General features: G+C 39.1%; 24 protein-coding genes. 14 read left to right on the top strand and 10 right to left on the bottom strand.

Features of this window, described 5'->3' with window-relative positions; translation table 11 throughout:
- The first annotated feature begins 7 nt into the window (after positions 1-7).
- The 9 genes from HCX49_RS13030 (at position 8) to HCX49_RS12990 (ending at position 11,240) form a co-directional block, all read left to right on the top strand.
- Positions 8-3,109 (top strand): efflux RND transporter permease subunit, encoded by a 3,102-nt coding sequence (locus HCX49_RS13030; RefSeq protein ID WP_132770404.1) that lies wholly within the window; start codon positions 8-10, stop codon positions 3,107-3,109.
- A gap of 212 nt (positions 3,110-3,321) precedes the next feature.
- A complete protein-coding gene (locus HCX49_RS13025) occupies positions 3,322-4,671 on the top strand; it encodes a TolC family protein (RefSeq protein ID WP_168127322.1) in 1,350 nt (449 codons plus the stop codon).
- A gap of 25 nt (positions 4,672-4,696) precedes the next feature.
- Complete coding sequence (locus HCX49_RS13020) at positions 4,697-6,124, top strand: MFS transporter (RefSeq protein WP_168127321.1); 1,428 nt, start codon at positions 4,697-4,699, stop codon at positions 6,122-6,124.
- Positions 6,125-6,137: 13 nt separating this feature from the next.
- A complete protein-coding gene (locus tag HCX49_RS13015; protein WP_132770409.1) occupies positions 6,138-7,208 on the top strand; it encodes a flavin reductase family protein in 1,071 nt (356 codons plus the stop codon).
- 197 nt (positions 7,209-7,405) lie between these two features.
- Positions 7,406-7,633: a heavy-metal-associated domain-containing protein gene (locus HCX49_RS13010; protein WP_132770411.1), complete on the top strand. Its 228-nt coding sequence runs from the start codon at positions 7,406-7,408 to the stop codon at positions 7,631-7,633.
- Between the two features lie 101 nt (positions 7,634-7,734).
- A complete protein-coding gene (locus HCX49_RS13005) occupies positions 7,735-8,592 on the top strand; it encodes a heavy metal-binding domain-containing protein (RefSeq protein ID WP_132770412.1) in 858 nt (285 codons plus the stop codon).
- Positions 8,593-8,722: 130 nt separating this feature from the next.
- Positions 8,723-9,166 carry a DUF3347 domain-containing protein gene (locus HCX49_RS13000; protein WP_132770414.1) on the top strand — a complete coding sequence of 148 codons (444 nt, stop codon included), beginning with the start codon at positions 8,723-8,725 and terminating at the stop codon, positions 9,164-9,166.
- Positions 9,167-9,309: 143 nt separating this feature from the next.
- On the top strand, positions 9,310-9,615 hold the full coding sequence (locus HCX49_RS12995) for a hypothetical protein (protein WP_132770416.1): 306 nt from the start codon (positions 9,310-9,312) through the stop codon (positions 9,613-9,615).
- A 281-nt stretch (positions 9,616-9,896) separates the two neighbouring features.
- Positions 9,897-11,240, top strand: coding sequence for a GH1 family beta-glucosidase (locus tag HCX49_RS12990; RefSeq protein WP_168127320.1), 1,344 nt, complete (start codon positions 9,897-9,899; stop codon positions 11,238-11,240).
- A 61-nt stretch (positions 11,241-11,301) separates the two neighbouring features.
- Here the strand turns inward: HCX49_RS12990 and HCX49_RS12985 are convergent, their stop codons facing one another.
- Positions 11,302-12,054, bottom strand: coding sequence for a DUF72 domain-containing protein (locus HCX49_RS12985; RefSeq protein ID WP_237682793.1), 753 nt, complete (start codon positions 12,052-12,054; stop codon positions 11,302-11,304).
- A gap of 96 nt (positions 12,055-12,150) precedes the next feature.
- Positions 12,151-13,659 carry a hypothetical protein gene (locus tag HCX49_RS12980; protein ID WP_168127319.1) on the bottom strand — a complete coding sequence of 503 codons (1,509 nt, stop codon included), beginning with the start codon at positions 13,657-13,659 and terminating at the stop codon, positions 12,151-12,153.
- A gap of 133 nt (positions 13,660-13,792) precedes the next feature.
- Between HCX49_RS12980 and yiaA the strand changes: the two genes are divergently transcribed.
- The 3 genes from yiaA to HCX49_RS12965 all read left to right on the top strand — a co-directional run bounded on the left by yiaA (position 13,793) and on the right by HCX49_RS12965 (position 16,843).
- Positions 13,793-14,260, top strand: a complete 468-nt coding sequence (gene yiaA / locus HCX49_RS12975) for an inner membrane protein YiaA (protein WP_132770422.1) — start codon at positions 13,793-13,795, stop codon at positions 14,258-14,260.
- A 67-nt stretch (positions 14,261-14,327) separates the two neighbouring features.
- Positions 14,328-14,798 (top strand): hypothetical protein, encoded by a 471-nt coding sequence (locus tag HCX49_RS12970; protein ID WP_132770424.1) that lies wholly within the window; start codon positions 14,328-14,330, stop codon positions 14,796-14,798.
- Positions 14,799-15,043: 245 nt separating this feature from the next.
- Positions 15,044-16,843, top strand: a complete 1,800-nt coding sequence (locus tag HCX49_RS12965) for a mechanosensitive ion channel family protein (protein ID WP_132770425.1) — start codon at positions 15,044-15,046, stop codon at positions 16,841-16,843.
- Between the two features lie 95 nt (positions 16,844-16,938).
- Here the strand turns inward: HCX49_RS12965 and HCX49_RS12960 are convergent, their stop codons facing one another.
- The 3 genes from HCX49_RS12960 to HCX49_RS12950 form a co-directional block, all read right to left on the bottom strand.
- Positions 16,939-17,463: a GNAT family N-acetyltransferase gene (locus HCX49_RS12960; protein ID WP_168127318.1), complete on the bottom strand. Its 525-nt coding sequence runs from the start codon at positions 17,461-17,463 to the stop codon at positions 16,939-16,941.
- A 117-nt stretch (positions 17,464-17,580) separates the two neighbouring features.
- Positions 17,581-18,003, bottom strand: coding sequence for a DUF3995 domain-containing protein (locus HCX49_RS12955; RefSeq protein ID WP_132770429.1), 423 nt, complete (start codon positions 18,001-18,003; stop codon positions 17,581-17,583).
- 37 nt (positions 18,004-18,040) lie between these two features.
- Positions 18,041-19,489, bottom strand: coding sequence for an exonuclease domain-containing protein (locus tag HCX49_RS12950; RefSeq protein WP_317166831.1), 1,449 nt, complete (start codon positions 19,487-19,489; stop codon positions 18,041-18,043).
- Between the two features lie 202 nt (positions 19,490-19,691).
- Between HCX49_RS12950 and HCX49_RS12945 the strand changes: the two genes are divergently transcribed.
- A complete protein-coding gene (locus tag HCX49_RS12945; protein ID WP_168127317.1) occupies positions 19,692-20,498 on the top strand; it encodes an XRE family transcriptional regulator in 807 nt (268 codons plus the stop codon).
- Here HCX49_RS12945 and HCX49_RS12940 read toward each other — a convergent pair.
- The 3 genes from HCX49_RS12940 to HCX49_RS12930 form a co-directional block, all read right to left on the bottom strand.
- A complete protein-coding gene (locus tag HCX49_RS12940) occupies positions 20,495-21,268 on the bottom strand; it encodes a glucose 1-dehydrogenase (RefSeq protein WP_168127316.1) in 774 nt (257 codons plus the stop codon). The two genes, HCX49_RS12945 and HCX49_RS12940, sit on opposite strands and share 4 nt — an antisense overlap.
- A 123-nt stretch (positions 21,269-21,391) precedes the next feature.
- Positions 21,392-21,559, bottom strand: coding sequence for a PQQ-binding-like beta-propeller repeat protein (locus HCX49_RS12935; protein ID WP_168127315.1), 168 nt, complete (start codon positions 21,557-21,559; stop codon positions 21,392-21,394).
- The gene (locus HCX49_RS12930) at positions 21,546-22,640 is read right to left on the bottom strand and encodes a PQQ-binding-like beta-propeller repeat protein (protein ID WP_168127314.1); all 1,095 of its coding nucleotides are present in this window, start codon (positions 22,638-22,640) and stop codon (positions 21,546-21,548) included. The genes HCX49_RS12935 and HCX49_RS12930 overlap by 14 nt, the downstream gene beginning before the upstream one ends.
- Positions 22,641-22,895: 255 nt before the next feature.
- On the opposite strand from HCX49_RS12930, the gene HCX49_RS25835 reads away from it, so the two are divergent.
- Positions 22,896-23,129 (top strand): PLDc N-terminal domain-containing protein, encoded by a 234-nt coding sequence (locus HCX49_RS25835; RefSeq protein WP_132770437.1) that lies wholly within the window; start codon positions 22,896-22,898, stop codon positions 23,127-23,129.
- A gap of 74 nt (positions 23,130-23,203) precedes the next feature.
- Here the strand turns inward: HCX49_RS25835 and HCX49_RS12920 are convergent, their stop codons facing one another.
- Positions 23,204-24,550 carry an anaerobic C4-dicarboxylate transporter family protein gene (locus tag HCX49_RS12920; protein WP_168127313.1) on the bottom strand — a complete coding sequence of 449 codons (1,347 nt, stop codon included), beginning with the start codon at positions 24,548-24,550 and terminating at the stop codon, positions 23,204-23,206.
- A complete protein-coding gene (gene aspA, locus HCX49_RS12915) occupies positions 24,547-25,959 on the bottom strand; it encodes an aspartate ammonia-lyase (RefSeq protein ID WP_380921841.1) in 1,413 nt (470 codons plus the stop codon). Before aspA ends, HCX49_RS12920 begins: the two co-directional genes overlap by 4 nt.
- Positions 25,960-25,971 lie beyond the last annotated feature (12 nt).

Genomic DNA, 25,971 nt, shown 5'->3' with positions numbered 1-25,971 from the left:
TAGCTTCATGAGTATATCAGATTTAAGTATAAAAAAACCCGTCTTGGCCGGGGTATTTTCTCTCCTTATCGTCATATTAGGAATAATAGGATGGAAACAATTAGGTATCCGCGAATTCCCGTTAACAGAACCACCCGTCATTACGGTCATTACCTTCTATCCTGGTGCAAGTCCAGATGTAATTGCATCTAAACTGACCAGACCGATGGAAGAATCCATTGCCGAATCAAGTGGCATACGGACCATATCATCCGAATCGCGAGAACAGGTAAGTGTTATTTCCATCGAATTTAATCGGGAAATTGACATTGAGGATGCGCTGAACGATGTTAGAGACAAAGTCTCCAAATCTCGTAAACAGCTCCCGAGCGATGTCGATCCACCAATCGTACAAAAGGCATCATCACCAGACAATCTGGTGGCATTCCTGGAAGTGGAAAGCGACACCAAAAATATAAAAGAAGTAAGTCACCTTGCTTCTACGACTATCAAAGATAGAATGCAGTCTATCCCTGGTATTAATAATGTAGCCATCGTAGGCGAGCATAAGTATGCTATGCGATTGCGCTTTGAACCAGCAAAACTTGCGGCATATCAACTTACTCCTGCCGATATAAGACAAGCATTACTCCGCGAGAATATTGACTTGCCGGCAGGTCGAATCGAAGGAAACAACAGTGAGCTTAGCATCCGGACGATGGGACGCCTAACTTCTGTAAAAGATTTTGAAGAAATGCTCATTAAGCAAGTTGACAATACCATCATAAGATTAAAAGATATTGGATCAGCCGAATTAGGAGAAGAGAATGAACGTACAGCCATCATCAACGAAACAGGAAATCTGAACCGTATCGGTGTCGGTGTTGCTATTCAGATACAACGTGGAGCAAATGCCATAGAAGTAGTCGATGAGTTTTACAGAAGGTTAGATCAATTAAGAAAAGAAGTTCCTTCAGAATATCGTTTGATCGTAGGGTTCGACTATACGCGCTCCGTACGCGAATCCATTAAAGAGGTCGAAGAAACGTTATTCATAGCATTCGGACTCGTGGTCTTGATTATCTTTCTATTCCTGAGAGACTGGAGATCTACTATTATTCCCGTTCTTGCCATTCCGGTATCCATTCTTTCCGGATTTTTCATTATGTATATTGCCGGTTTCACGATCAATATCTTGACACTTCTTGGATTGGTACTTGCCATTGGACTGGTCGTAGATGATGCGATTGTCGTGTTAGAAAATATTTATAAAAAAATTGAAGAGGGTATGTCCCCTATTCAGGCGGCATTTAAAGGTACAAGAGAGATTTATTTTGCGGTTATTTCCACGACAATTACGTTAGCAGCCGTATTTTTACCCATTATTTTTATGGGTGGAATCAGTGGACAACTTTTCAAAGAATTTGCCATTGTCGTATCAGGATCAGTATTGGTCTCAGCATTTGTAGCGCTTACACTGACCCCTATGCTAAGTGCATACTTTTTGAAGAAAAAAGAAAAACCGAGTTGGTTCTATCGCGTCACCGAACCCTTTTTCGTTAGTCTAAACAATGGCTACGCATATTTACTGATTGCATTTATGCGCGTTCGATGGTTAGCTTGGGTCTTCTTAACTGGCACTACCCTGCTTATTTATGCTATAGGTAAGCAACTTCCTTCAGAACTAGCTCCGGTAGAAGATCGTTCCAACATGAACCTCATCGCTATAGCTCCTGAAGGTGTCTCTTTTGATTATATGAAAAAACACATGACCGAAGTTGGAAAGTATGTAAATGACTCGACCGAGGGATTGTACCAAACCTACTCCATGGTCGCTATTTCATTCATTCCGGCCCCAGCACCGGTCAACGTAGCTGTGCAGAGTATCTATCTTAAAGATCCAAAGGAAAGAAAATCCAGCATTCAGGATCTATATAACCAATATGGAGCAGCTGCGGGTAAATTTAGAGGCTTTCTGCTCTTCCCTTATTTACCTCCAACAATCGGAACCCGTTATGGTGGTGGTATGCCTATTCAATATGTTCTTCAGGCTCCGAACTTAGATAGTCTGACTACCGTGCTTCCAAAATTCCTGGCTGCTGCACGCCAAAGTAAAAAACTGCTATTCATTGACGCTGATCTTAAGATCAACAAACCTGAGGTGAAAGTAAATATCGATCGTGCAAAAGCTTCTATGATGGGCGTATCCATCGAAGAAATAGCCCATACCTTACAACTCTCGTTCTCAGGACAGCGTTACGGATATTTCTTACGTAACGACCGTCAGTACGAAGTGATCGGACAATTAGACCGCCAGTACAGAAATGATAAAAGCGACCTGAATACGATTTATGTCCGTTCAACTTCAGGACAGATGATTCCACTTAATAACCTGATAACAATGGAAGAAGCCGTTAGTCCGGCGGCCATTTATCGCTATGATCAGTATACATCAGCAACTGTATCTGCGGCAACAGCGCCAGGAGTAAGTCTCGCAGAAGGTATACAGGAAATCGAAAAAATAAAAAAAGAAGTACTGGGCGAAACATTCAAAAGTTCACTTGCCGGTCAGTCCAGAGATTATACCGAAAGTCAAGGCAATATCACCTTTACGCTCATCCTGGCACTCGTACTTATTTATATGATTCTGGCAGCACAATTTGGAAGCATGCGCGATCCACTTACCATTATGCTTACCGTACCCATGGCAATTGCTGGAGCAGTGCTTAGTCTTTACTGGTATGAGCAGAGTTTAAATGTATTTAGCCAGATCGGGATTATTACATTAGTAGGACTGATTACTAAGAACGGAATTCTGATCGTTGAATTTGCCAACCACCTCAAGGAAACAGGCCTTTCGAAATACGATGCTGCGATTCAAGCTGCAGAGCAGCGTTTTAGACCGATCCTTATGACGTCTCTTGCCATGATATTTGGTGCATTACCCATTGCACTGACAGCCAATAGCCGCCAGTCATTAGGAATCGTGATTGCCGGAGGACTTGTCTTTTCAGGTATCCTCACCCTATTTATCATTCCGGCAGTTTACTCGTATTTATCAAGTAAGAAAACTCCAAAAGCTGTTGTTGAGGAACCAACTGAAGAGCGCGCTATCGAAATACAACATTAAGTTAAACTGAAACAGATCATGAGCATACCCACACAAAAAAAACGATGAAGCGATCGAAAAATCTTGAATAGGGTTACAAATAAATCTAAAAGGGAAAAAATATGCTCATGATGGTTTCATTTCCTCCGCAATAAGCAGCGATTTGCTTAGCAAAAAATAAAGGAATAGCATGTATACCGTAACAAGTGAACATCACCACAAATTATAATTCAATGAAAACAAATATCCTATATATCGTTACCCTACTGCTACTCATTGGTAGCAGTAAACCATTGCATGCCCAGAAAAAAATGCTGGCACTCAAAGATGCTTTGGAAATGGCAAAACAGGGAAATAAAGCAATACAGGTGCAAATATTGGAAGAAATCCATGCCCGAGAAATAACCAATGAAGTCAAAGGTGGATTACTTCCAAGTATCTCGGCTAATGCTGCATACTCGCGCTATTTTGACAGACAGGTTATCTTCCTCCCGGGTTCATTTGCAGGTACTGATAAAGCAGTACAAGATGTGGCTATCGGTGGTAAAAATGTCTATCATGTTTTTGCTACCCTCAACCAGCCCATTCTTGCACCTGGTACGCATCATCTGACAAAAGCTTCAAAGATTAATGAATCGATTCAAAATGAAAAAACAGCTGACCTCAAAAGCCAGATTGCCCTTTTGGTCTCTACACGTTATCTTGATATGTTGATGATGAACAGTCAGCTTGATCTACTAGAACAAAGTCTTCAGAGAAATAAAAAAGCACTGCAAGATTCCCGTTCATTATTAGCCCAGGGCAGAGGTTTAAAATCAGATACATTAAGAAGCTTCGTTGCTGTCGCAAATTTGAAATCATCCGTTTCTTACTTAAAAAACAATGTAACGGTAGCAGGCATTGAACTCAAAAGACTGATCGGACTAGAAGATCCTGCAGAAATTGAGCTATCTGACAATCTAGAACTGAACATCGAAACAAGTCAGCATGAGTTTCATCAAGTTGATGCCGCATTGGCTATTGCCGAAAAAAACAGAAAAGATCTCAATATTCAAGAACTTACCATAGAACTGCAACAGAAAAATATGAAGGTGATCCAAGCGGAGCTATTGCCACAGCTTTCTCTAATCGGTCAGTATCAGCTGCAGGCACAAGCGGATAATTTTAAGTTTGGTCAATATGCATTACCCAGAACATCCTTCTTAGGGCTCCAGCTTACAGTACCTGTTTTCAATGGCAACCGTACCAAGTCCAAAATCAACCAGTCCAAAATCAAAATGAGACAGGAAGAAATACGATTAAGCGATTTAAAAGATGAAGTTAAAACCGAGCTTGCAACGTTGATCAGTCAGTGGAAGGAAGCAGTTAACCAATTAAACATCCAAGAAAAAACGGTGCAGTCTGCCACATTAAACCATCAGATGGTAGATGACCGTTTCAAAAACAGTCTGGGGTCAAGACTTGAGTTGACAGATGCTGAACTGGCATTGACACAAGCAAAGATCAACAACCTCAATGCGATATATAAGATACAGGTTCTACATGTAAAATTAAAACATGCTGTTGGGCAGCTAAGCCTATAATTACTTACCATTAATTAAATAAAAAATGAATAAAAATAAAACAGGTACCGTAAATCCAACTGCTCCGTACAGTAAACGCTGGGCAGCACTATTTTTACTATGTACCGCACAATTTATTGTGATCATGGACACTTCTATTATTGGCGTGGCATTACCGGCAATAAAAGCCGATCTTGGCTACTCACAAAGTGGCTTACAATGGATTTTTAATGCCTATGTAATTCTATTTGGAGGTTTCTTATTGCTAGGCGGACGTTTATCCGATCTCTTTGGCGCACGTAAGATTTTCATGTGGGGTTTTGCCATTCTCTCAGGAGCGTCACTTTTAGCGGGTGTGGCCTGGTCAGAGGCCGCCCTCAATACCGGAAGAGCTTTACAGGGCTTAGGCTCTGCACTTATAGCCCCTGCAGCACTTACCTTAGTACTGTCCAAATTTACCGATCCCAAAGAACTCAATAAAGCATTAGGTTTCTGGGGGGCTTCTGCTGCTGCAGGTGGTTCAGCCGGTGTATTCCTTGGTGGAGCCATAACCGAATGGCTCTCGTGGCATTGGTTATTCTTAATTAATATTCCAGTAGGACTTGCTGTATTATTTTTCAGTCAAAAACTACTGTTCAAAGGAACTACCCGTAAAGGAAAAGTAGATATCGTCGGTGCAATTTTAGCAACGGTAGCCCTTATTGTGATGGTATATGCTATTATATCTGCAGAAAATGCCGGTTGGATATCAGTCCAAACCATTGGATTACTGGGCTTATCATTGTTGCTGTTCATTATTTTCATTATCATACAGAAACAGAAAAGGGAGCCTTTAATTCCTCTTGCTATTTTTAAAGTCCCTAATCTTTTATCAGGTAACGTGGTGATGGCATTATTAGCGGCAGCATGGATACCCTTATGGTTTTTTCTCAATCTTTACCTGCAGCAAACCCTGCATTACACAGCTTTCAATAGTGGACTTGCTCTTTTACCGATGACAATTGCGATCATGTTTCTGATGGTTGGTCTTACAGGTAAATTAGTCGCTCGATTTGGCTTCAAAGCAAATATGGTAGCAGGTCTGCTTGCCTTAGCAGGTTCACTCCTTCTTTTTAGCACAATCCCTCCTGATGGTACATTTATAATCAATGTATTGCCAGCATCTTTATTAGGCGCTTTAGGTATGTCACTAACGTATATACCTGGCACTATCGCTTCGATGTCAGGTGCCAAACCTGAGGAAACCGGCCTTGCTTCCGGTCTGGTAAATACCAGCTATCAAATCGGTTCAGCTCTAGGACTGGCTATAATAGTTGCCATTTCCGCGGCAAAAACCAATGCTATAAAAGCAACAGGAGCCACAGAAGCTACCGCTTTGAACACAGGTTTTCAAACCGGTTTTTTTGCAGCTTCCATCATATGTCTCATTGCAGCAGTCATGGCTATAATTTTCATTAAGACACTTAAAAAGTAAACGTTAAAACCATATGAAAAAATATAAATGGACCACGCATCAGGTTATACAGGAGACTAAAGATGCTGTAACCATATTTTTCAGTACTGACCAGGATACGATTGAATATCAGCCTGGTCAGTATCTTAATATTTCCTGTATTGTTAACGGAGAACCCCTACAGAGATCCTATTCCTTTAGCTCCGCACCTGCCGATAAATTCCCGTCCATTACAGTTAAACGAGTTGCTGGTGGAAAAATGAGCAATTATCTAGTGGACAATGCAAAAAATATTAGCGAGTGGGATATCGATGCACCTATAGGCAACTTTATCTTGAAGAAACATATTATCCATGATTCAGAACTTGTTTTTCTTGCAGGTGGAAGTGGAATATCACCCTTGTTCTCTATGCTAAAAAGTCTTATTAAAACAGCTTGTCCCCCTCTGTTGCTATATTCCACCAGCAGCCCGGAGGATACCATATTCAAATTCCAACTGGAAGAAATGGAAAAGAACAAGCAGTTGCATATTTTTCATTCATTTACGCGTCTTAATAAAGAGATTAAAGGCATTAACAGTATCTCCGGTCGATTTTCTCAACCGATCATTAAAAGCTTGATCGGACAGTATATTAAGCAAAAAAATAAAGCTCATTACTTCATATGTGGTCCAGTAGAACTGATGCAGTTGTATCGTGAGACACTGCGCGCTTTACAGATTCCCGAATCAAATATCCATACCGAATATTTTGATCCGGTCATAACCGATAAGATCATCGTTATCGAGAACGAAGAGCACAGAGAAATACTGGTCAGCTACTTTGAGACTCATTACAGAGACAATGAAGAACAGACCTACGAGTGTACTTCTCTCATTGATGTACAACCAGGACAATCCCTTTTAGAAGCCATTAGTGCCCATGCCATTCACGTGCCCAGTTCATGTAAAAAAGGCACCTGCGGTTCATGCTGGGCAATCCAAGAAAATGGCCAGATCAAAATGGTAAACAATTATGCCCTCTCGGATGAAGAAGTCACTGAAGGTAAAATTCTACTTTGCCAGAGCTATCCATTAGATCAGTCTGTTTCCATTGTCATCGCATAATAGTATGATGCCGTCTAAACACTATCCGGGATACTATTGAGAGCAAGATTACACATGACACGATAATAAAAACAGCATAATCAATAGCATGACTATAATCAGTAAATATTACAAATCAAATAGCAAATAACGTAAAGTGCCACCGTATTTTTTTACTGAAATTTGTACTATAAACAAACGCTAAAAAATAAAATAAAATGGATAGCAATAATCAAAATTTTCAATTCAAGACCAATATTAACTGCAGTGGCTGTGTAACCAAAGTAACTCCTTTTCTAACTGATAAAACGGGTATTAACCATTGGGAAGTAGACGTTGCCAGTAGAGATAAAGTACTTACAGTTAAGACAGATGGGATATCGGAACAGGAAGTTATCGAGATCGTAGAGAAATCAGGTTTTAAAATCGAACCTTTAAAATCTTAAAAAAGAATTAAACAGATTCTTTAAGCACTAAGAATTTTGGGTTAAGTAATTGCGGAAGCATATCGAAATTCCGCAATTACACCCAAAGCAAATTTTCAGATATGGAAAACCACCGCCATGCATCTCAGATGAGCATATACACCTGTCCTATGCCCCCCGAAGTAAACGGGACTCAAGGCAACAGCTGTTCGACATGTGGAATGGATCTGAGATCTGTTCAACAGGAAAATCCAGATCAATATCAGGTACAATTAACAACTTTACCACAGATTATTGAAGCAGGACATCCCGTTAGACTACTATTTGCAATCAAAAAAAACCAAAAACAAGTAGCATTGGACATTTCTGATGAAATGAACATTCATGTCATGGTCATTAGTGAAGATCTTAATTGGTTCAGACACATCCATCCAGTGCTGCAGCAAGACGGTAGCTATGCTGTAACAGAGACTTTTCATAACAGTGGAAAATACCATTTGTTCACCTATTTTAAACCTCTTGGCAAAGAACATGTCTTAAACATGTTAGAAATCGAAGTGAAAGGTTACTATATGACTTCTCGTGAGGTCACTTCAAAAAAACCGATATGTTACATAGATGACTATAAGGTTATCCTTGAAAATACCGATAATTTTAAAACCGGCAACATACAACGTATAAAGATAGCCATCGAAAAATGCGAAAAGAAACTGTATAACAGTAGTTTGGAACAGTATTTGGGAACATCAGCTCATATATTAATGATCAATAAGACGGATAAAGAGTTTTTACAGATCCGGCCCATACCACATGTACAATACCCGATATACGCAGAAACAAACATTACAAAGGCTGGTAAATACAAGATGTGGGTGCAGTTTAAAATACATGGAAAAGTCCATACAGCAGACTTTAATATTGACATAAGATCAATAAAGGAAAGCGAAAAGGAAGTACAGCTTCGTCAGCATCAGGTATAGCAAAATGTGAAGCCGAGTGCATTTGAAAGACACAGAATACAGAACCTCTGCTTTAGAAATCGAGAAAATAACGAAGCAGTTCAAAAGTAAAATTTTAAAACTATCTTTAAATGATTAACGAAAAATAGATATGAAAAAGAACTTATTGATATTGGCAATTTCACTATTTGGACATGTGGCACTTGCCCAAAATACAGAAACACTATTAAGTAAATATTATGGTGTAAAAAATGCATTGGTAAACAGTGATGAGAAAAAGGCTTCCGAATCCATTCAAGCACTTCAGAAGGTGGTAAAAGCAGAAAGCGCTTTCAAACTGAAAGATAACTTGATCCTTGAAGTAGATAAATTAGAAAAAGCAGGCAATCTTGAAAAACAGCGTGCATCATTCAACGAAGTTTCAACGATCATGTGGCAAATCGTAAAAAACAGTGATAAGGTCAGCCAACCAGTGTATTATCAATATTGCCCGATGAAAAAAGGCTATTGGTTAAGCAATGAAACGGCGATTAAAAATCCTTACTATGGATCTGCGATGCTTACCTGTGGTAAAGTTACTGAAACCAAGAAGTAACCCGTGAAAAGCTGATCATTCGATTCAAATAAAAAACTCCGAACCAACAATATCCAATTGTTTGTTCGGAGTTTTTACTTTCCATAGCATCAAATTCATTATCTTCGAATACATAAACCAGTATTCATTCATAAAGATACCCCATGATAGCTATAAAAGTGACTTATACCATCAAAGAAGACTATGTTAATGCGAACAAAGAAAACATTCAGATTTTTCTTGATGAGTTTAAAGAATTGGACAATCATCAATTTGTATATACGATATTCCAGGTTAATGGCAGCAACACCTTTATTCATATGTCACAATATAAAAATGAGGCCATTCAAAAAGAATTATTAAATATGCCCGCTTTCTTAGAATTCCAAAAACAACGCGATCTACATCTGCTCTCTGAACCAATTATTGAATCCTTAACACAGATCGGTATATCAAAAAATATATGGTGATGAAATAGTTTAAAAAGCAAGAGCCCTGACAATACTCAAAAACTTCATAATCAATTCATACACAGTTAACATATGCTTTGTAAATTTATATAAGCAAATTAATGTAAACAGTGGTTTAAAACATTTGAATTATGAAAACGATCACACATTTCTTCCAAAGGGTATTATTTCGTATCTTTCTAGTGCAGTTTAGTTCATTCTATTCTCCTCTTAGATTTCACAAATATTAAAACAACTTAAATAAGTGATATTTGCACCACTTGAGAAAATAAATTCCGTAAATGATTTTAACTAAAGATTCCTTTGGCGAAGATTTTATTTGGGGAGTTTCTACAGCCGCCTACCAAATTGAAGGAGCTCATGATATACATGGAAAAGGCCTTTCTATTTGGGATACTTTTGTAAAAAAAAAGAATAAGATCTTTAAAAACCAGCACGGAGATATTGCTTGCGATTTCTATAATCGCTACATAGCAGATCTCCATTTGATGCACAGCTTAAATATTAGGAACTACAGGTTTTCCATTGCCTGGAGCCGTATTCTACCGCAAGGTACAGGAGAAGCCAATCCATCAGGCATTGACTTCTATAATAAACTCATCGATCTTTCTTTAGAATTAGGGATTACACCTTGGATAACACTCTATCACTGGGATCTGCCGCATGCCCTGGAACAAAGAGGTGGATGGATCAACAGGGAAATCACCGATTGGTTTGCTGATTATGTAGCACTCTGTGTCAAACACTTTGGCGATCGGGTAAAAAACTGGATGGTTTTAAATGAACCTGCGGTATTTAGTGCCGCTGGATACTTCTTTGGCGTACATGCACCTGGAAAAAAAGGAATCGATTACTTTTTAGCAGCTGCACATCATGCATCACTAGCACAGGCTAAAGGTGCAAGAATTATTAAATCACTACAACCAGACAGTACCGTTGGAACCACTTTCTCCTGTTCGCATATTGAACCGTTCACCGGAAGAGAAAAAGATATCCTTGCGGCTAAAAAAGCAGATGTATTACTCAATAGATTTTTCATAGAGCCCCTGCTAGGTATGGGCTATCCTACAGATGAGATCAAAATTCTGAGAAGAATTGAAAAATATATCAAGCACAATGATGAAAACGAGCTAAAGTTTGATATGGATTTTATCGGAGTACAAAATTATACCCGAGAAATCATCCGTCATTCCTTATTCGTCCCCTACCTACGCGCAAAAATTGTAAGTGCAAAATCGCGCAAGGTCGAACTCACGGCCATGAATTGGGAAGTATTTCCTGAATCCATGTACCATGTTTTGAAAAAATTCAGTGCCTATCCCAACATACCGCCACTGATTGTCACTGAAAATGGAGCCGCTTTTCCAGATGAAGTCGTTAACAATCAGATCGATGACCCGAAAAGAGTGCAGTATTTACAGTCGACCATTGCCCAAGTACTTAAGGCCAAACAAGAAGGAGTTCAGGTCAACGGGTATTTTGCATGGACTTTTCTCGACAACTTTGAGTGGGCAGAAGGTTATCATCCCAGATTTGGTTTAGTATATGTTGATTTTGAAACGCAACAACGCATCGTTAAATCGTCGGGACATTGGTATGCTGATCTTCTGAAGGAGAAGATATAGGTTCAAGCTATTCGACATTAGCTAAGTGGTATTGATTATAAAATCGATACTACTTACCATATTAATACCTATCATTCACATATTCCGACAGTAACTTCAAGTTCTGAATCGCGTCGCCCATTGTATTGTTAAAATAAGTGAAAACCTCTTTCCCTTCAGCTAACCACTCCCGAATATATGAACTATATTCCTGTAGAAAATCATCTTCATAACTGCCCCGGTAATTACCATTGGGACCATGAAATCGCAGATAAATAAAATCTGTTTCACTATAGGACAATTGCATACCATTACTGTTCTTGTCGTGCAGCACAAGACTGGCTCCGTACGAATTTAACAGGCTAAATGTATCTTCACAATGCCAAGATGGATGCCGAAACTCGACGCATACCCGCCATCCCTTTATATGCTCATCATTAACAACAGTCTCTAGCAAAAGATTGACATGCACAGCAGCATTAAACGTAACAGAGGGGGGAAACTGAATCAGTAAACAACCTTTCTTCTCGCCTGCTTCGGCAATCACCTTCAAAAAATGAGCAACATCATTCGGGTCAAAGATCAAACCTTTTGCGTGAGTAATTCCCTTCCATAATTTAAAGGTGAAACGAAACCCATCCGGTACTTCATCTGCCCATCGTTTCACAGTTTCTTCACGTGGTATTTTATAGAATGAACTGTTTACCTCCAACGAATTGAATAATAAAGCATAGACCGCAAGCCTGCTTTTCTCCTGAAGATTTTCGGGATAAAAACTTTTATTTTTATAAGGCAGTAAAATACCGCTCGTACCAGAAAAATACAAAGACTCCATAACCATACAACAAGCACCTCGGAGAGAAGTTATTTTTAATCCTAAATATTAAGATTACATTAGGCAAAAATTACTCAGGATTCCAAATTGAACCATCTAAATATTTTCGGATGTATGTCGACTGGACAAATGCTGAAGTACGATTTGATAGGCCGACTTTTTCTCCCACTTAGCGATCAGCCATGAAATAAAACAAATATGAAAAATATCCGCATGATCTTTATTCTTTAACAGATCGACCGCAGTTTTTTGAAATACAGGATTAAACACGATATCAGGCTTATTGAAATATTTCTCCACAAGACTCGCAAAATGTAATACCCTTTCTTCATGAGTTTCTGTAAGAAAATCACTGTATCGACGTTTGAAACTACTTAACCTTGAAACAGCAAGTTCGATATGCCCGAACTGTGCATGAACCAAAACCTCCATCAGATTTTTACGAATGGTCCAAAGCATACCCATTTTTTTCTCGTACCATTGATCAGTATGCTGAAATAAGGCAAGATGGCGTAAGCAAGATCTGTCATCCTGCAACGATAAAAACATCGTTAAACATATCCTTAAATCTTCTATGTCCTCCTGTTTTGTCTTTTTTGTTGTCATTTCCAAAGCCTTCATCAATACAGCTGTTCCTTCTCCACCCATTCCAGTAAAATATAGATTCAGAGCCGATAACAACTGATGCCGTGGATAAAATTGAGATTCATGAAAACGGTGCTGTTCCATTTGGTTCTTCATCTCAGAAAGATACTCCGCACTCTTGTCAAAGCTTCTGTTGCGTAAATGAAAGTTTGCCAAAAAATAAAGGACATGCAACTGATAAAATAAGTGCGATTCATCCGCTTTCTTCTTTCCCTGAATAAAATGTTGGATGCGCTGGATATAACGTTCTATAAAACTATAATCCTGATGAATAGCCGCATATTCATTGGCTATAAAAAGTATCTGATAAATAGACTTATAATTCATTAAATCTTTGACTGCAATCTGATATTTTCGTATGGTCCCGAGCATCAGTGCGGCCAAGTTGACCACTTTACCTTTCAGATTTACCTCACGCATTTCCTGACGGAGAAAAGCATATGCCAGATTCAATTTTGCCTCCCGTTGCATATGTTGCTGGTTGACCATAAAACGTGTTGTTAAGTCTTCTAAATTTTCTGAAGCTTCACTATGCGCATAATTTATTTTAAGAAGCAATATATCGTTCAATAAATTGTACTGTTCCAGTTTTGTTGCGATTTGCTCGGCCTTCACCAAGCACTTGAAAGCAGTTTTATCCACATCATTTTCCAAAAGAAAACGGCTTACAACGATTAAACGCATCACTTCCGAAGCCTGACTGTTATTGCTTTCAAATGTCTTCTGAGATAGAAATAAAAGTAAGTTATCGTGCAGTCTTTTACGCAAAGCATGGTAAGAATCCCTGCTTTTTGTTTTTTTTAACAGCTTTTCTAAGCCATTTATATCGTCAGTATTTAGCAATTCAAACAATAGAATATTTTTAACATCATGTCGCTTATTCTTCTTGCGCATAAATGCCTTAAAATTCTTTTTATCCTGATCACCAAGTAAATTTATTAATGTCGCAAGCGCATCCATAATAGGTTAATTTTAAAAACAAACCTACTAAAAAATTAATTTATATCATCAGTATTTATAAATATCTCATTTGTGCATCTAGCGACAACAGCGGACATTTGCTTCCATAATAACACATAAAAAAACAAAAATTATGGAACCGCTAAAACACAAAACAGAGGAGAACACTCCACTTACAAAAAACGAAGAAAAAACAAAAAATCCATTTAAACCCACAGGTGCATTCATCGGCGCATCCTGGTTTGCTTTACTAACCGGCTCCATGGGATACTGCATCGGGCTTTGGAACGCTACCATGGAGCTCAATGAAAAAGGATATTATTTCACGATCCTATTATTCGGTTTATTTGCCGTAATCTCCGTACAGAAAAGTGTTCGAGACAGAGCAGAAGGCATTGCCGTAACCGATCTTTATTATGGCCTTAGCTGGTTTGCAACAATTGCTGCAATGGTACTGCTTACCGTAGGGCTCTGGAACGCCGATCTGCTGCTTAGTGAAAAAGGATTTTATGCCATGTCATTCTGCTTAAGTATATTTTCAGCCATCGCTGTACAAAAAAATACCCGCGACGCCAAGATGTTTGAGGAAAACGAATTGTAACTTAGCGGTTGCCACCCGCAGTGACTTGCACAGCAAGCCTGCGGGTTTATTTAATAAATACTGATAAATGAAAAAAAGTAAACTTAAATTATTGAGCAGTACAGCTTTTGTTGCGATGACACTATTTGCATTTACTTTTATTCAAACATATTGGTCGATGGGAAAATTAGCAAATCAAACATCAAGTGGCTGTCTAGACTGTAGTTTCATATACGATGCATGCTTGATTTCTTTATGCAACGCCATTATCCTAACCCTACTATTTCTTTTAATAGCGAAGATCAAGAAAAACCGATATCAAATCGCAGTAGAATTCGTGCTATTGACCAGCTTTTGGTTCTTTTGGAATTACAGTATTTTTGTAGATCGAGAATCCTCCTGGAGTACCTATAGTTTCGATGAAGAAATCTATTATACGGTTTATTTATCCCTATTACCAGTATTGGTAACAGCAACTCTTACCCTCATGACCATCCATCATCAGGTCATTCGTTCAAAATTTAGAGGGCAAAAAAAAGTGACCAGCACCACTCCATAAAAGGTAAATCACTTATTTCGCTTCTATGATCATTAACAAATAATCCGAACGCCCCATGGAACTTAATCATATTCTGGGGCTTCTTTTTTTAAGAAAAGATGCCCAGATCGTACAATGTATCGTTTCATAGCAGAATATCTAAGAGCCGCATTGTGTAATACAAGCAAAATTATCTATGTTTGGTCTACTAAATCTACCATAGGTACATTCGTTATATGGCTTAGAATCAAAAAATAGCTTGCAATATGAAAAGACTTTACATTTGTTTCCTTACTGCTTTATTATGCTTTTCAGCCGTCCTTCAGCTCCCGGCTCAGGAGACAGATTCAGTTAATACAAAAGAACTTGGACTGAGTTCCCTATTAAATGGGATCAGGCAGCAACAGATTAACGACTCTTTAGAACGTGTTAAGCTTCAAAATGAAATCACAAATCTAAAGACACAAAATAGCGCAAAGAAAGAAGACCTAAAACAACAGCTCACTAACTTTGATGAAGAAAATATCATCCGAAATCAGCAGTTAAAAATAAAAGTTGATTCAATCAAAAAAAACACCAAACGTTATGCTGTCGCTCCATTTAACGATACGCTGTTTTACATATACAATAAACTCGGTTCATCTTTAGCAAAAGACCGAGCTGACAATGTCGTCACCCGCATTCAAAACTTATACGAAGATGATTTTGTAAAGGTCGATTCCTTCAAAATTGAAAACAATGAAATCAGTTCAGACATTGTATATAAAGACCTCATTATCACTTCAGTTACTGAGTTAGACGCACTGCTTGAAGGAAAAAGTAAAGAAGAAATCGCAAAACAATATCTAAAAAGTATTCAGGAAACCATTAACCGAGAAAAAGAAGAAAACAGTATTTCAAAATTATTGATCCGCATCGGGCTTATCGCGCTCATCTTTATTGTTTTTTACTTATTGATACTATTGATCAATAAAATTAAAGATTACAGTGTACAGCGGATCATGACCGAACGCACACAGCTGATCAAAGATGTTAAAATCAAGAATTATGTTTTAGTCAGTTCCGTTCAAAAAACCCGCATCCTGATCAATAGCATCAACATGTTACGCTGGGCACTTATCATATTAATGGCCTTTATCATGTTGCCTATTGTATTCAGTGTCTTCCCCTTTACACAAAGTTGGGCCAATAGTTTGATCGGCCTATTTACCAAACCTCTAAAAAAGGCATTTTTAGCGATCTGGGATTATATTCCCAACCTCATCACCGTATTTGTTATCCTATTTGTAATGCGTTATGCCGTCCGATTGGTAAAATACATCTTTACGGAGATTGACAAAGGAAAACTAGAAGTGAATGGTTTCCATCGTGAATTTGCGATGCCGACATTTACCATTGTCCGCTTTCTATTGCAAGCATTTACACTCGTCCTGATATTCCCTTATCTACCAGGATCTAACTCGGATATTTTCAAAGGTATATCCGTATTTATTGGGGTGCTATTCTCATTAGGTTCATCTTCAGCAATATCCAACATTATTGCAGGCCTTGTGATTACCTATATGCGGCCTTTCCGAATCGGAGACCGCATCACGATAGCTGATAAAACTGGCGTCGTGATTGAAAAATCACCGCTTGTAACAAGACTGAGGACCATTAAAAATGAGGAGATAACCATCCCTAATTCATCCATCTTGTCAGGTAACACCGTGAACTATTCCACCTTTTCAGATCAGGGAATTTGTTTTCAGGTCGAATTAACAGTAGGCTATGAAGAACCTTGGGAACGCATCCATGAAATGCTCTTAAACATACCTCCGCGGGTAGCACGGGTCAATACCACACCAGCACCTTTTGTCTTGCAGAAGAAACTGGATGACTTTTATGTCCTCTATGAACTAAATGTTTACATTTCGCAGTCTGCTGAAATCGCACTGGCACAGTCCGAGATCTTTCAGTTGATTCTGAACGATTTTCTAGCCGCAGGCATTGAAATGAATGCCCCTCATATTTTCGCTAAAGTGGACCATACTCCACAATATAAAGCAGGAATAGATCACATCTAAAAGTACGTCAAAACACGTTAATTACACCAAAAAATTACGACCAACTTGGTTTCTCCGAGTTGGTCGCAATCAATATCTATTTTGAGCTTAAGCTTCTATTTTTTATCCTCATCTGCTGCAGGCAAATAAGCAAGTACGTCAAAAACGGTATCCCTAAATACAAAACTGCCAACTTTTGCAATACCCATTTTTTCATGAGCACGTAAAGATGGTATGTTGTCTCTTCTAATAAATAAAATCCCTTCTCGATTTGGCACCTGCTTTATAAGTTCGCTGAACATCAATTGTGCCACCCCTTTTCCGCGCAGATCCTGATTTACACAAATTGGACCATACACGTACGAATCTAAAGCGCCACTGTAAGCACTAAACATAGCATCAAGAATCGGTACAGGATGCTTTTTATAGACCATTTTAGATGTAGATAATAAATATCCAACAACTTGATCTTCCGAGATAGCCACTACTTGAGGCATATCTTGCATCATGGCTACAATTTGTTCCCGTCCAAGTCCACCTGACAATGTACCACCTTGTGCAGGCTGGTTTTCAAATTGTAACGCAAGTATTCCATCCAGATCCGCTCCGGATGCGATTTTAATTTTAATATCCACTTTCATCTTATAAAAATGACTACACCTATTCTAACAGACACTTTACTTATATCGTTGCAAAAGTATCCCCAAACCCTTTTACTCAAATATTGAATCCCTTACCTCAAATACTTCTAGCATGTACTAGTCAATGACAAGCAAAATATGGGAAACAAATAGAAAAAAGCATAAAGGATTAAAGAAATAAGTGTCTTTCTTAGCAAAAACAGATTTTCGAAATCTTTTACTAATGCCGACGTATTTAAAATCCCCTATAAATCGAAGTAGAAATATAACAGCAATAGTCCACATACCATAAACAACATAGGAGGGTGCTATTGGTACCTGAACAAGACCATCAAAAACCATATTGAGCACCGCAAACAGGAACAACCCAACAGCGACGATAAAGGTTCCAAACCGACTGGGGGTAAAAACTCTCTTCCCATTCAACTTTGTCGGGATCGTGGCCGCAATTCCTAACTGTCCATTGCATACCCAATACATATGCATCACGGCAAGAAACAAGAAAACAACAATATTTATTTTTGAAAGTATAAACTCCATTCGTTTATTTTTTATTTTAATTCAATAATAAGGATACTTAAAACAAGATCAAAGATTCTTCATCCGAATCTCCAGTTAATTCAGGTAATACGACAGCTTTCTGACAATCGTTCAGATAAGTTACCTTTCTTGGATACTTCGTCATATAGGCATTGATCAGTTGTATCATGTAGTGATTGCCGGGATATCGCTGTAAACTAGAACGGATATCTTCCATCGACTCGAATTGTACGTATTCATCCAGATAGCCCATGGCATAAAAATTCCCTTGCTCTACCCAGACATAACTTTTCTCCTCTGGTGTTCTTCCTTTATCAACGATTACAAAGGTAGGTTGCTGCTCCAAAAGATGATCGACAGCCAATTCCACTTGCGCATTATGTTTTTCAACTTCCGGCAAATCCGGTTCATCCGGAAAACACCTACTTGCATAAGGTATTTCTGTAGCACCAAATGTACACATACGATGATCGAGCTCAAAGTTAACCATCAACTGCCGCAAGACCTGTACCCCATCATATTCCAGATTAAATACCTGAATACATTGACAGTGCTTTTTCAATTTACCGACCGCAAGATACAGATAGCCATTCTGTGCTTCATATTTAAACAAACCAAATTTAGGCTCAAAACGTTTCAATGCACGATTATAGGCCGGCCATAGTTTCTTTATTTCTGTACATTCCAGTAATAGCGCCATGAGTTCCGTCGCGCACACCTCAAATGTGATATGATAGATCTCCCTTAAAAAATGCTGTCTTTGTTTATTGATATTATGTCCCGTAAAATGAGATGCAACACGCTTCTTTAGGTTTATGGCTTTTCCAACATAGATAACCTTTCCGTATTGGTTCATAAAATAATAGACGCCCGGATGCTGCGGTAAGGCTTCAAAATCCTCTGGTGCCAAATTAGGCGGGAGTCGTTGATCCGGAGCCGCTTTCTTCAGCATTTCATCCACCACACCTTCAGTATCCCACTGCAGTAAAGAAGAAAACAATATGGCCGTTGCTTCTGCATCTCCGCCGGCACGATGACGATTTGAAATAGGAATAGCTAAACTGTCGCAAAGCTTTCCTAAACTGTAAGATCGAAAACCCGGTTTTATTTTACGGCTCAGTCGTACTGTACATAGTTTTCGTGCCGTCCATTTATACCCCTGTTCTTCCAGTTGATGACGAATAAATGAATAATCAAAGTTGACATTATGAGCAACAAAAATACGCCCATCCAGCATATCGAAAACCTTTTGCGCAATATCACCAAATACAGGCGCATCTGCCACCAGCTCGTTATCAATTCCCGTCAGTGCAAAAATAGCCAATGGAATATGCTGTTCCGGATTAATCAACGATTCCCATCGATCAATGACTTTCTCTCCGTCATGAATCACAATCGCAATTTCTGTCATACGGCTGCCCCGGGCATTTCCACCCGTAGTTTCAATATCCACGATGGCATACGTTATGTTTTTCAACTTGTTCACCTCAATCAATTTAACAAAGTTTGCAACTCATTATTCTATATCTTACAGGAACTAACTAACTTCCGATCAACTTTGCGTAATTTTTCTATTTACAAAAATAAATCCAAATCGTCAGGTGTCACCATAATGCCCTATAAAAAATCAATACTTTACACTACATTTGTTTCCAATAGAAACAATTCAATGTTTCTAATAATAGCAAATGGAAAATAAAGAACCAAAAATATTTTTTACCAATAACCTAAAGTTCCTCCGGGAGCGTAAAAAAGTCAGTCAGGCAGTACTCTCCGAAGCCATCAATGTAACACGGGTAAAACTTGCACTTATTGAAATTGGCAAAACAAAAGCAATGGAACCACATTTTATGTTATCCATCTCCAATTATTTTAAGATCAGTTTAGATACCTTAATGACCGTTGACATCAGTAAGCTAGGTGAGTTAAAGATTCGCGATCTAGAAGCTGGGAACGATATTTATATCAAAGGCGGAAATCTTAGAGTTCTGGCCATCAGTGTTGACAAATCCGATCAGGAACATGTTGACTATGTGCCCATAAAAGGACGAGCTGGCTATGTATCTGGAGGGTATGCTGATCCGGACTATATTTCAGAGCTACCGAAATATCATATTCCCAATCTTTCTAAGCACCGAACCTATCGTACCTTTCCTGTAGTTGGAGACTCCATGTTGCCCTTTCCTCAAAATATGGATATAACAGGAAAATTTATTGAAGACTGGAGCCAAATAAAACCCGAATCACTCGCGCTTGTAGTCTTAAAGGGGCAGGATATTATATTCAAAGCCATCACGCTGCTTCAAGACGGAATGTTACAGTGTCGTTCTTTAAATCCTATTTACGAATTGTATACCGTTCCACTTGAAGAAATTTTAGAAATATGGGAGTTTCATAGTTACCATACAACAGAATTGCCCGAAACAACAGCAACTATTGCAACAGTACTCCAAAGTTTAGATGACATAAAAAAAATGATTATTCAGAAACCCTAATCCAAGGTCTGCACCCCGCCCCCATTTACAAACAGTACCTGTCCGCTTGTCCAGCTGGAAATCGGAGCCGCAAAATAAAGCACCGCACCAGCAATATCTTCTGGCTCCCCCAAGCGTTGCAAGGGCGTATGCTTCAGCATACTGCGTTCTATTTCCGGCGTTAACACTGTACCCAGTGCATGTGTTCGAACCGCTCCAGGACCCACCGCATTCACGCGGATTTCCGGTCCGTAATCGAATGCCAAATTTTTAGTCATATGATTTACTGCAGCCTTAGAAGAAGCGTAAGCACTAATTGCAGGACTAGTATTGATAGAAGCCATAGATGACATGTTGATTATGCTCCCATAACCTGCCGATTTCATATGGGGCGCTACCAATTGACATAGCCGCCACATACTAAAAACATTCATTTCAAATACCTTGGCAAATTGTGAAACAGCGATCTGATCAGGACTTTCTTTCCCTGCTCCACCTCCACCCACATTATTTACTAAAATATGTATTCCACCATACTTTGAAACGGCAGCATCCACCAGATTAACCAACGCTTCATCCTTCGTTACATCACATTCAATTGCAAGTGCATTTCCACCATCTTGATTAATTTCAGATGCTGTTTGCTGCGCTGCAGAAAAGTTATAATCGGCGACCACGACATACGCGCCATAAGCAGCCAGCATCTGGCAACAAGCCCTGCCTATGCCTGCTGCTCCGCCAGTAATAATAGCTGTTTTACCACTTAAATCAAATAATTTAGAAATATCCATGCCTGTTCTGTTATGATCAATAATAAAAGCAAACAAGTATCTTCAAGACATCATTGCTCGCAATTTTTAAACAAACAAGGAGCATAATAGTTTCTCTAAAAACAAATCACATATCTTACAAACCTATTCAAGTGCATACACAGCGCCATCTGCAGAACCAAAATACAATGATTGACCATCAATCCAGACCGTAGAAAAAATACTGCCCATCTGCAGGTATCCCGTAAACAATTGATGGATATCATGTGCATATTTTTCATCCAGTCCAGTTCGTAACTTATCTTTTTTCATCAAAAAAATTTGACCGGTTCAGTTTACTGGATGTCGTTTGAAAAACACTTGAAACCGTACCTTTCGAAAGATCTAACTTATAAAGCACACCATCCAACGCACCAAAATAAGCAGCAGAATCTGTGATCGAAGCACTGCTAAACGTGTTTAATGGAATCCGTGGTTCATAAAGTTTCCCTCCATAAACCTTATCCAAAGCGAGCACACTATAAGAATCCGACATAGTCAGCAGCAGCTGTTTTCCAGCAAGACTAGGTACACTGATCCAGCTTCCGGGCTGATGGTAAACCCAATGTCCAGTACCATCTTTAATTTTTAAAGCATAGCTATTAAAATCCCGGGCTCCAAAATAAACAGAACTATCCGCCGCAACAGCATGAAACTGCACCTCTCCCTTCGGAAAATAGTGCTCACCAATCGTTTTAAATTTCCAACGTAAATCACCATTTTTCTCTAAACAGTAAAAATAACCATCAAAACTACCGATCAAGATTTCATGGGCTGTCACAGTAGGCGAAGCATGTACAATACCTGCTGTTTTATATTTCCAGATTTCTTTTCCATTTTTGGCATCAAGCGCATAAATATGTCCATCTCCAGATCCAAAATACACGATTCCCGACTCTACAGCTGCCGAAGATTGAAAATAATCCCAGATATCATAAGTCTTTTCACCTTCCGTTTTAAAAGTCCACAATTGCTTTCCGGTATGCACATCTAGCGCATAAAAATGACCATCAGCACTTAAAAAATAAACAACCTGTTGATCCACCGCCGCAGTAGCCCGTACCTCTCCACCTGTCTTATATTTCCAAAGTACGCTTCCATCAGCTTTATTTAGAGCATAAAGATTACTGTCACAGGATCCAATAATAACTTTGTCGGCATATAAAACAGGAGAAGAATAAACCTGCCCTTTGGTTTGAAAACGCCACTTAACCTGAAGCTTGTCCTGAATCAATGCACCGGAAGTATAATTGTGACGGTCGGCAGTTCTAGCTAACTGTTGTGCTTGCACAACCATACCTAAAAAAAAGAAGGCAAACACAGTATAGTAAAAATATTTTTTTAAATGGGGCATACGGTTTCCAGCGTTTTAAAATTGGTCAATCAATTATTTATTAGGTCATTATATAGTACCAATAGAACATTGGCACCTATCAAATGTAATAATAATTGGACAAAAACTATATAATTTTCATTATGGCACAACCCTTAGTTATCCTAAATGATAAAACTTATAGAGACTATGACAGCCTTTTTTGTCAATTCATTAAAAATCACTACCTTAGTTCAACTATTAATTTCAAAATGATTAATATATAAACTTAAATATATGGACCTCTTATTCATAAATCTTGGCACTTCTGAGATAATTGCTCTTAGTATATTCATCCTACCGGTGCTGTTTGCTTATTTATACTGTTTATTTCACGCCGCGACAAATAGAACAATACCAGGCGTACACCGCCTTCTCTGGTTTTTCATAATTCTTAGCATCCCGGTATTAGGCAGTTTTGCTTATTATTTTATCGTATTAAAGAACAAATGGTCTATCAGCAAAAATTAAACAGTTAGGTAACATACAAAAAGACATCCTTTCTTCTGGAAAAGATGTCTCTTAAAAACTTTCAGAACCTTTAGCTAAAGCAGTATACCACTTAAGATAAAACCAACAAAAATAGTGACTGCTATGGCAACCAGACCCGGAATCATAAAACTATGGTTAACGACAAATTTTCCAATTTTCGTACTTCCCGTTCGATCAAAATCTATTGCAGCGACCAATGTCGGGTAACCAGGAAGCAGAAAATCACCATTTACAGCCGGAAACATCGCTAATAAATGTGGACTTGTAATACCCAGTGCCAAACCCATTGGCATAATTGTCCTTGTTGTCGCTGCCTGACTAAAAGTCAAAGCACCCATCAAAAATAAAGCGATCGCAAAAGTCCAGGGATATACCGTTACAATATCCTTAAAAGTATGTTCAATAACTGCCTCATTCGCCAGCATAAAAGTAGCACTCATCCATACCACACCCAACACCGAAACAACAGCCGTCGCCATCGATGTAAATAAACTCATCTTAGCGACTTTTACAGCAGAAGTTTTTGTTATCAGCATGATAAATGCTGAAGCCGACAAGGTGATCATAATGATCAAACTGGTTAGATTGATCGTTCCATTTGCATTTACACTGAAACTAGGACCTCCACCCACATGAGGAACAAAAGCAGGAAAAGCGCCAAAAAATATAATCAGCAGAATTGCAAATCCAAATATCGCAACCGCAATTTTAGCCCCTGGCTCAGGTTGGTATTGGGTAGTTCCATTTTCCATCTGACTAGGATCCATCGATCTCGCAAATTCCGGATCCTTCATTTTCTCCAGAAATATCGGATCTTTATCCAGTTCCAATCCCTTCTTTCGTACCGCTAATATACTGGCAAATATACCACAGAGTGCCGCTGGAATACATATTTTCATGATATCGATAGAAGCCGAAGAATAAGCCAGTATAGCAACTAAAGAGGCACTTGCAGCACTCATCGGGCTGCCCGTAATGGCTAAATGCGAAGCAATGACCGATACCGAAAGCGGTCTCTCCGGACGAATACGCTGTTTGGCCGAAACCTCTGCAATAATGGGCAAAAGCGAGTAAACAATATGAGCCGTGCCTGCAAACAAGCAAAGAAAATAGGTCGTAAATGGCGCAATAAAGGTGATCTGACTCGGATTCTTACGGATTATACGTTCCGCTATACTCACCAGATAATCCAAACCACCTGCGGCCTGAAGAGTCGCTGCCGTCGTTACAATAGCAAGGATAATCAGTAAGACCGATATGGGCGGATCCGCCGGTGTCATTTTAAAAAACAGCACAAAGATAAACAGTCCGATCATTCCCATGACACCCAGACCGATTCCTTTCATACGTGATCCGATTAAGATCATCGCCAACAGAATCACAAATTGCACAAATATCATTTCGATATAAATTTAGGATGAATCAAATTTTCGATCGAATAAATCTCATCCCACTTCGCCTGCGTAATCAACTTACGCTCCATGACCACAATTTCGTGAATAGATTTACCCGTTTTTAAAGCTTCTTTTGCTATAGAGGCAGATTCTTCATATCCTAAGATCGGATTCAATTGTGTTACGATCCCGATGCTCTGCATCACCAGATTTTTACTATGTTCAACATTTGCGGTAATACCGACGATACATTTATCTTTCAAGGTACCACAAGCTTTGGTCAGGTACTGCAAGGAAGTAAACAAAGCCATGCCAATGACAGGTTCCATTACATTCAGTTGCAACTGACCAGCTTCTGCCGCCATCGTAATCGTAAGATCGGCCCCGATAACATAAAAACAAGTTTGGTTGACCACTTCTGGAATAACCGGATTGACCTTTCCAGGCATGATCGAAGAACCCGGTTGCATAGCCGGTAAATTTATTTCATTAAGACCGCAACGAGGGCCGCTGCTCAACAGACGAAGATCATTACAGATCTTACTCAATTTTATTGCATTACGCTTCAGCGTTCCGCTCAGCTGGACCAAAGCTCCAGTATCGTAAGTCGCCTCGATCAGATCGGCGGCAAGCGTAACGGGAACCTGGCTTATTTCGGCTAGGTATTTTACACATAACTGTGCATATCCCTCAGGCGCATTCACGCCGGTACCGATTGCTGTAGCTCCCATGTTCACCTCTGTAATTAACTGCGAAGCCTCCCGAATACGCAGCACATCTTCGCCCAGCGTGGTTGCAAAAGCATTAAACTCCTGTCCCAAAGTCATTGGCACTGCGTCCTGCAACTGCGTACGCCCCATTTTTAAAATGCCGTCAAATTCCTTCCCTTTATTAAAAAATGCGCCTTGCAGATCCTCCAAAGCGTGGGAGAAAGCCCCAATTTTAAGATAAACTGCAATTCGAAAAGCAGAAGGATAAGCATCGTTTGTACTCTGCGACAAGTTAACATCGTTATTCGGGTGCAAATATTTATATTCTCCTTTTTGGTGCCCCAGATATTCAAGTCCCAGGTTGGCAATCACTTCATTGGCATTCATGTTACAAGAAGTACCAGCACCGCCCTGAATCAGATCGCTGATAAACTGATCCGTAAACTCACCCGCGATCAAACGGTCGCAAGCATACGCGATCGCTTCGGCTTTCTTTGCATCCAGAATACCCAGATCCCTATTCGCCAATGCCGCCGCTTTTTTCACAAAACCAAATGCCTTTATAAAAAGAGGCTCACTACCGATCGGAATTCCAGTAATATCAAAATTTTCCTTTGCGCGTAACGTCTGTACACCGTAATAGCAGTCGTTGCTAATTTCTTTTTCACCTAAAAAATCGTGTTCAATTCGAGAAGATGTCATAATCTTAATTATTTA

This window comes from Sphingobacterium sp. B16(2022), from assembly GCF_012030425.1.
GTDB classification, from domain to species: domain Bacteria; phylum Bacteroidota; class Bacteroidia; order Sphingobacteriales; family Sphingobacteriaceae; genus Sphingobacterium; species Sphingobacterium anhuiense.
Note: the sequence above shows the minus strand (reverse complement) of the source record. Positions and strands in the feature narration are given on the sequence as shown.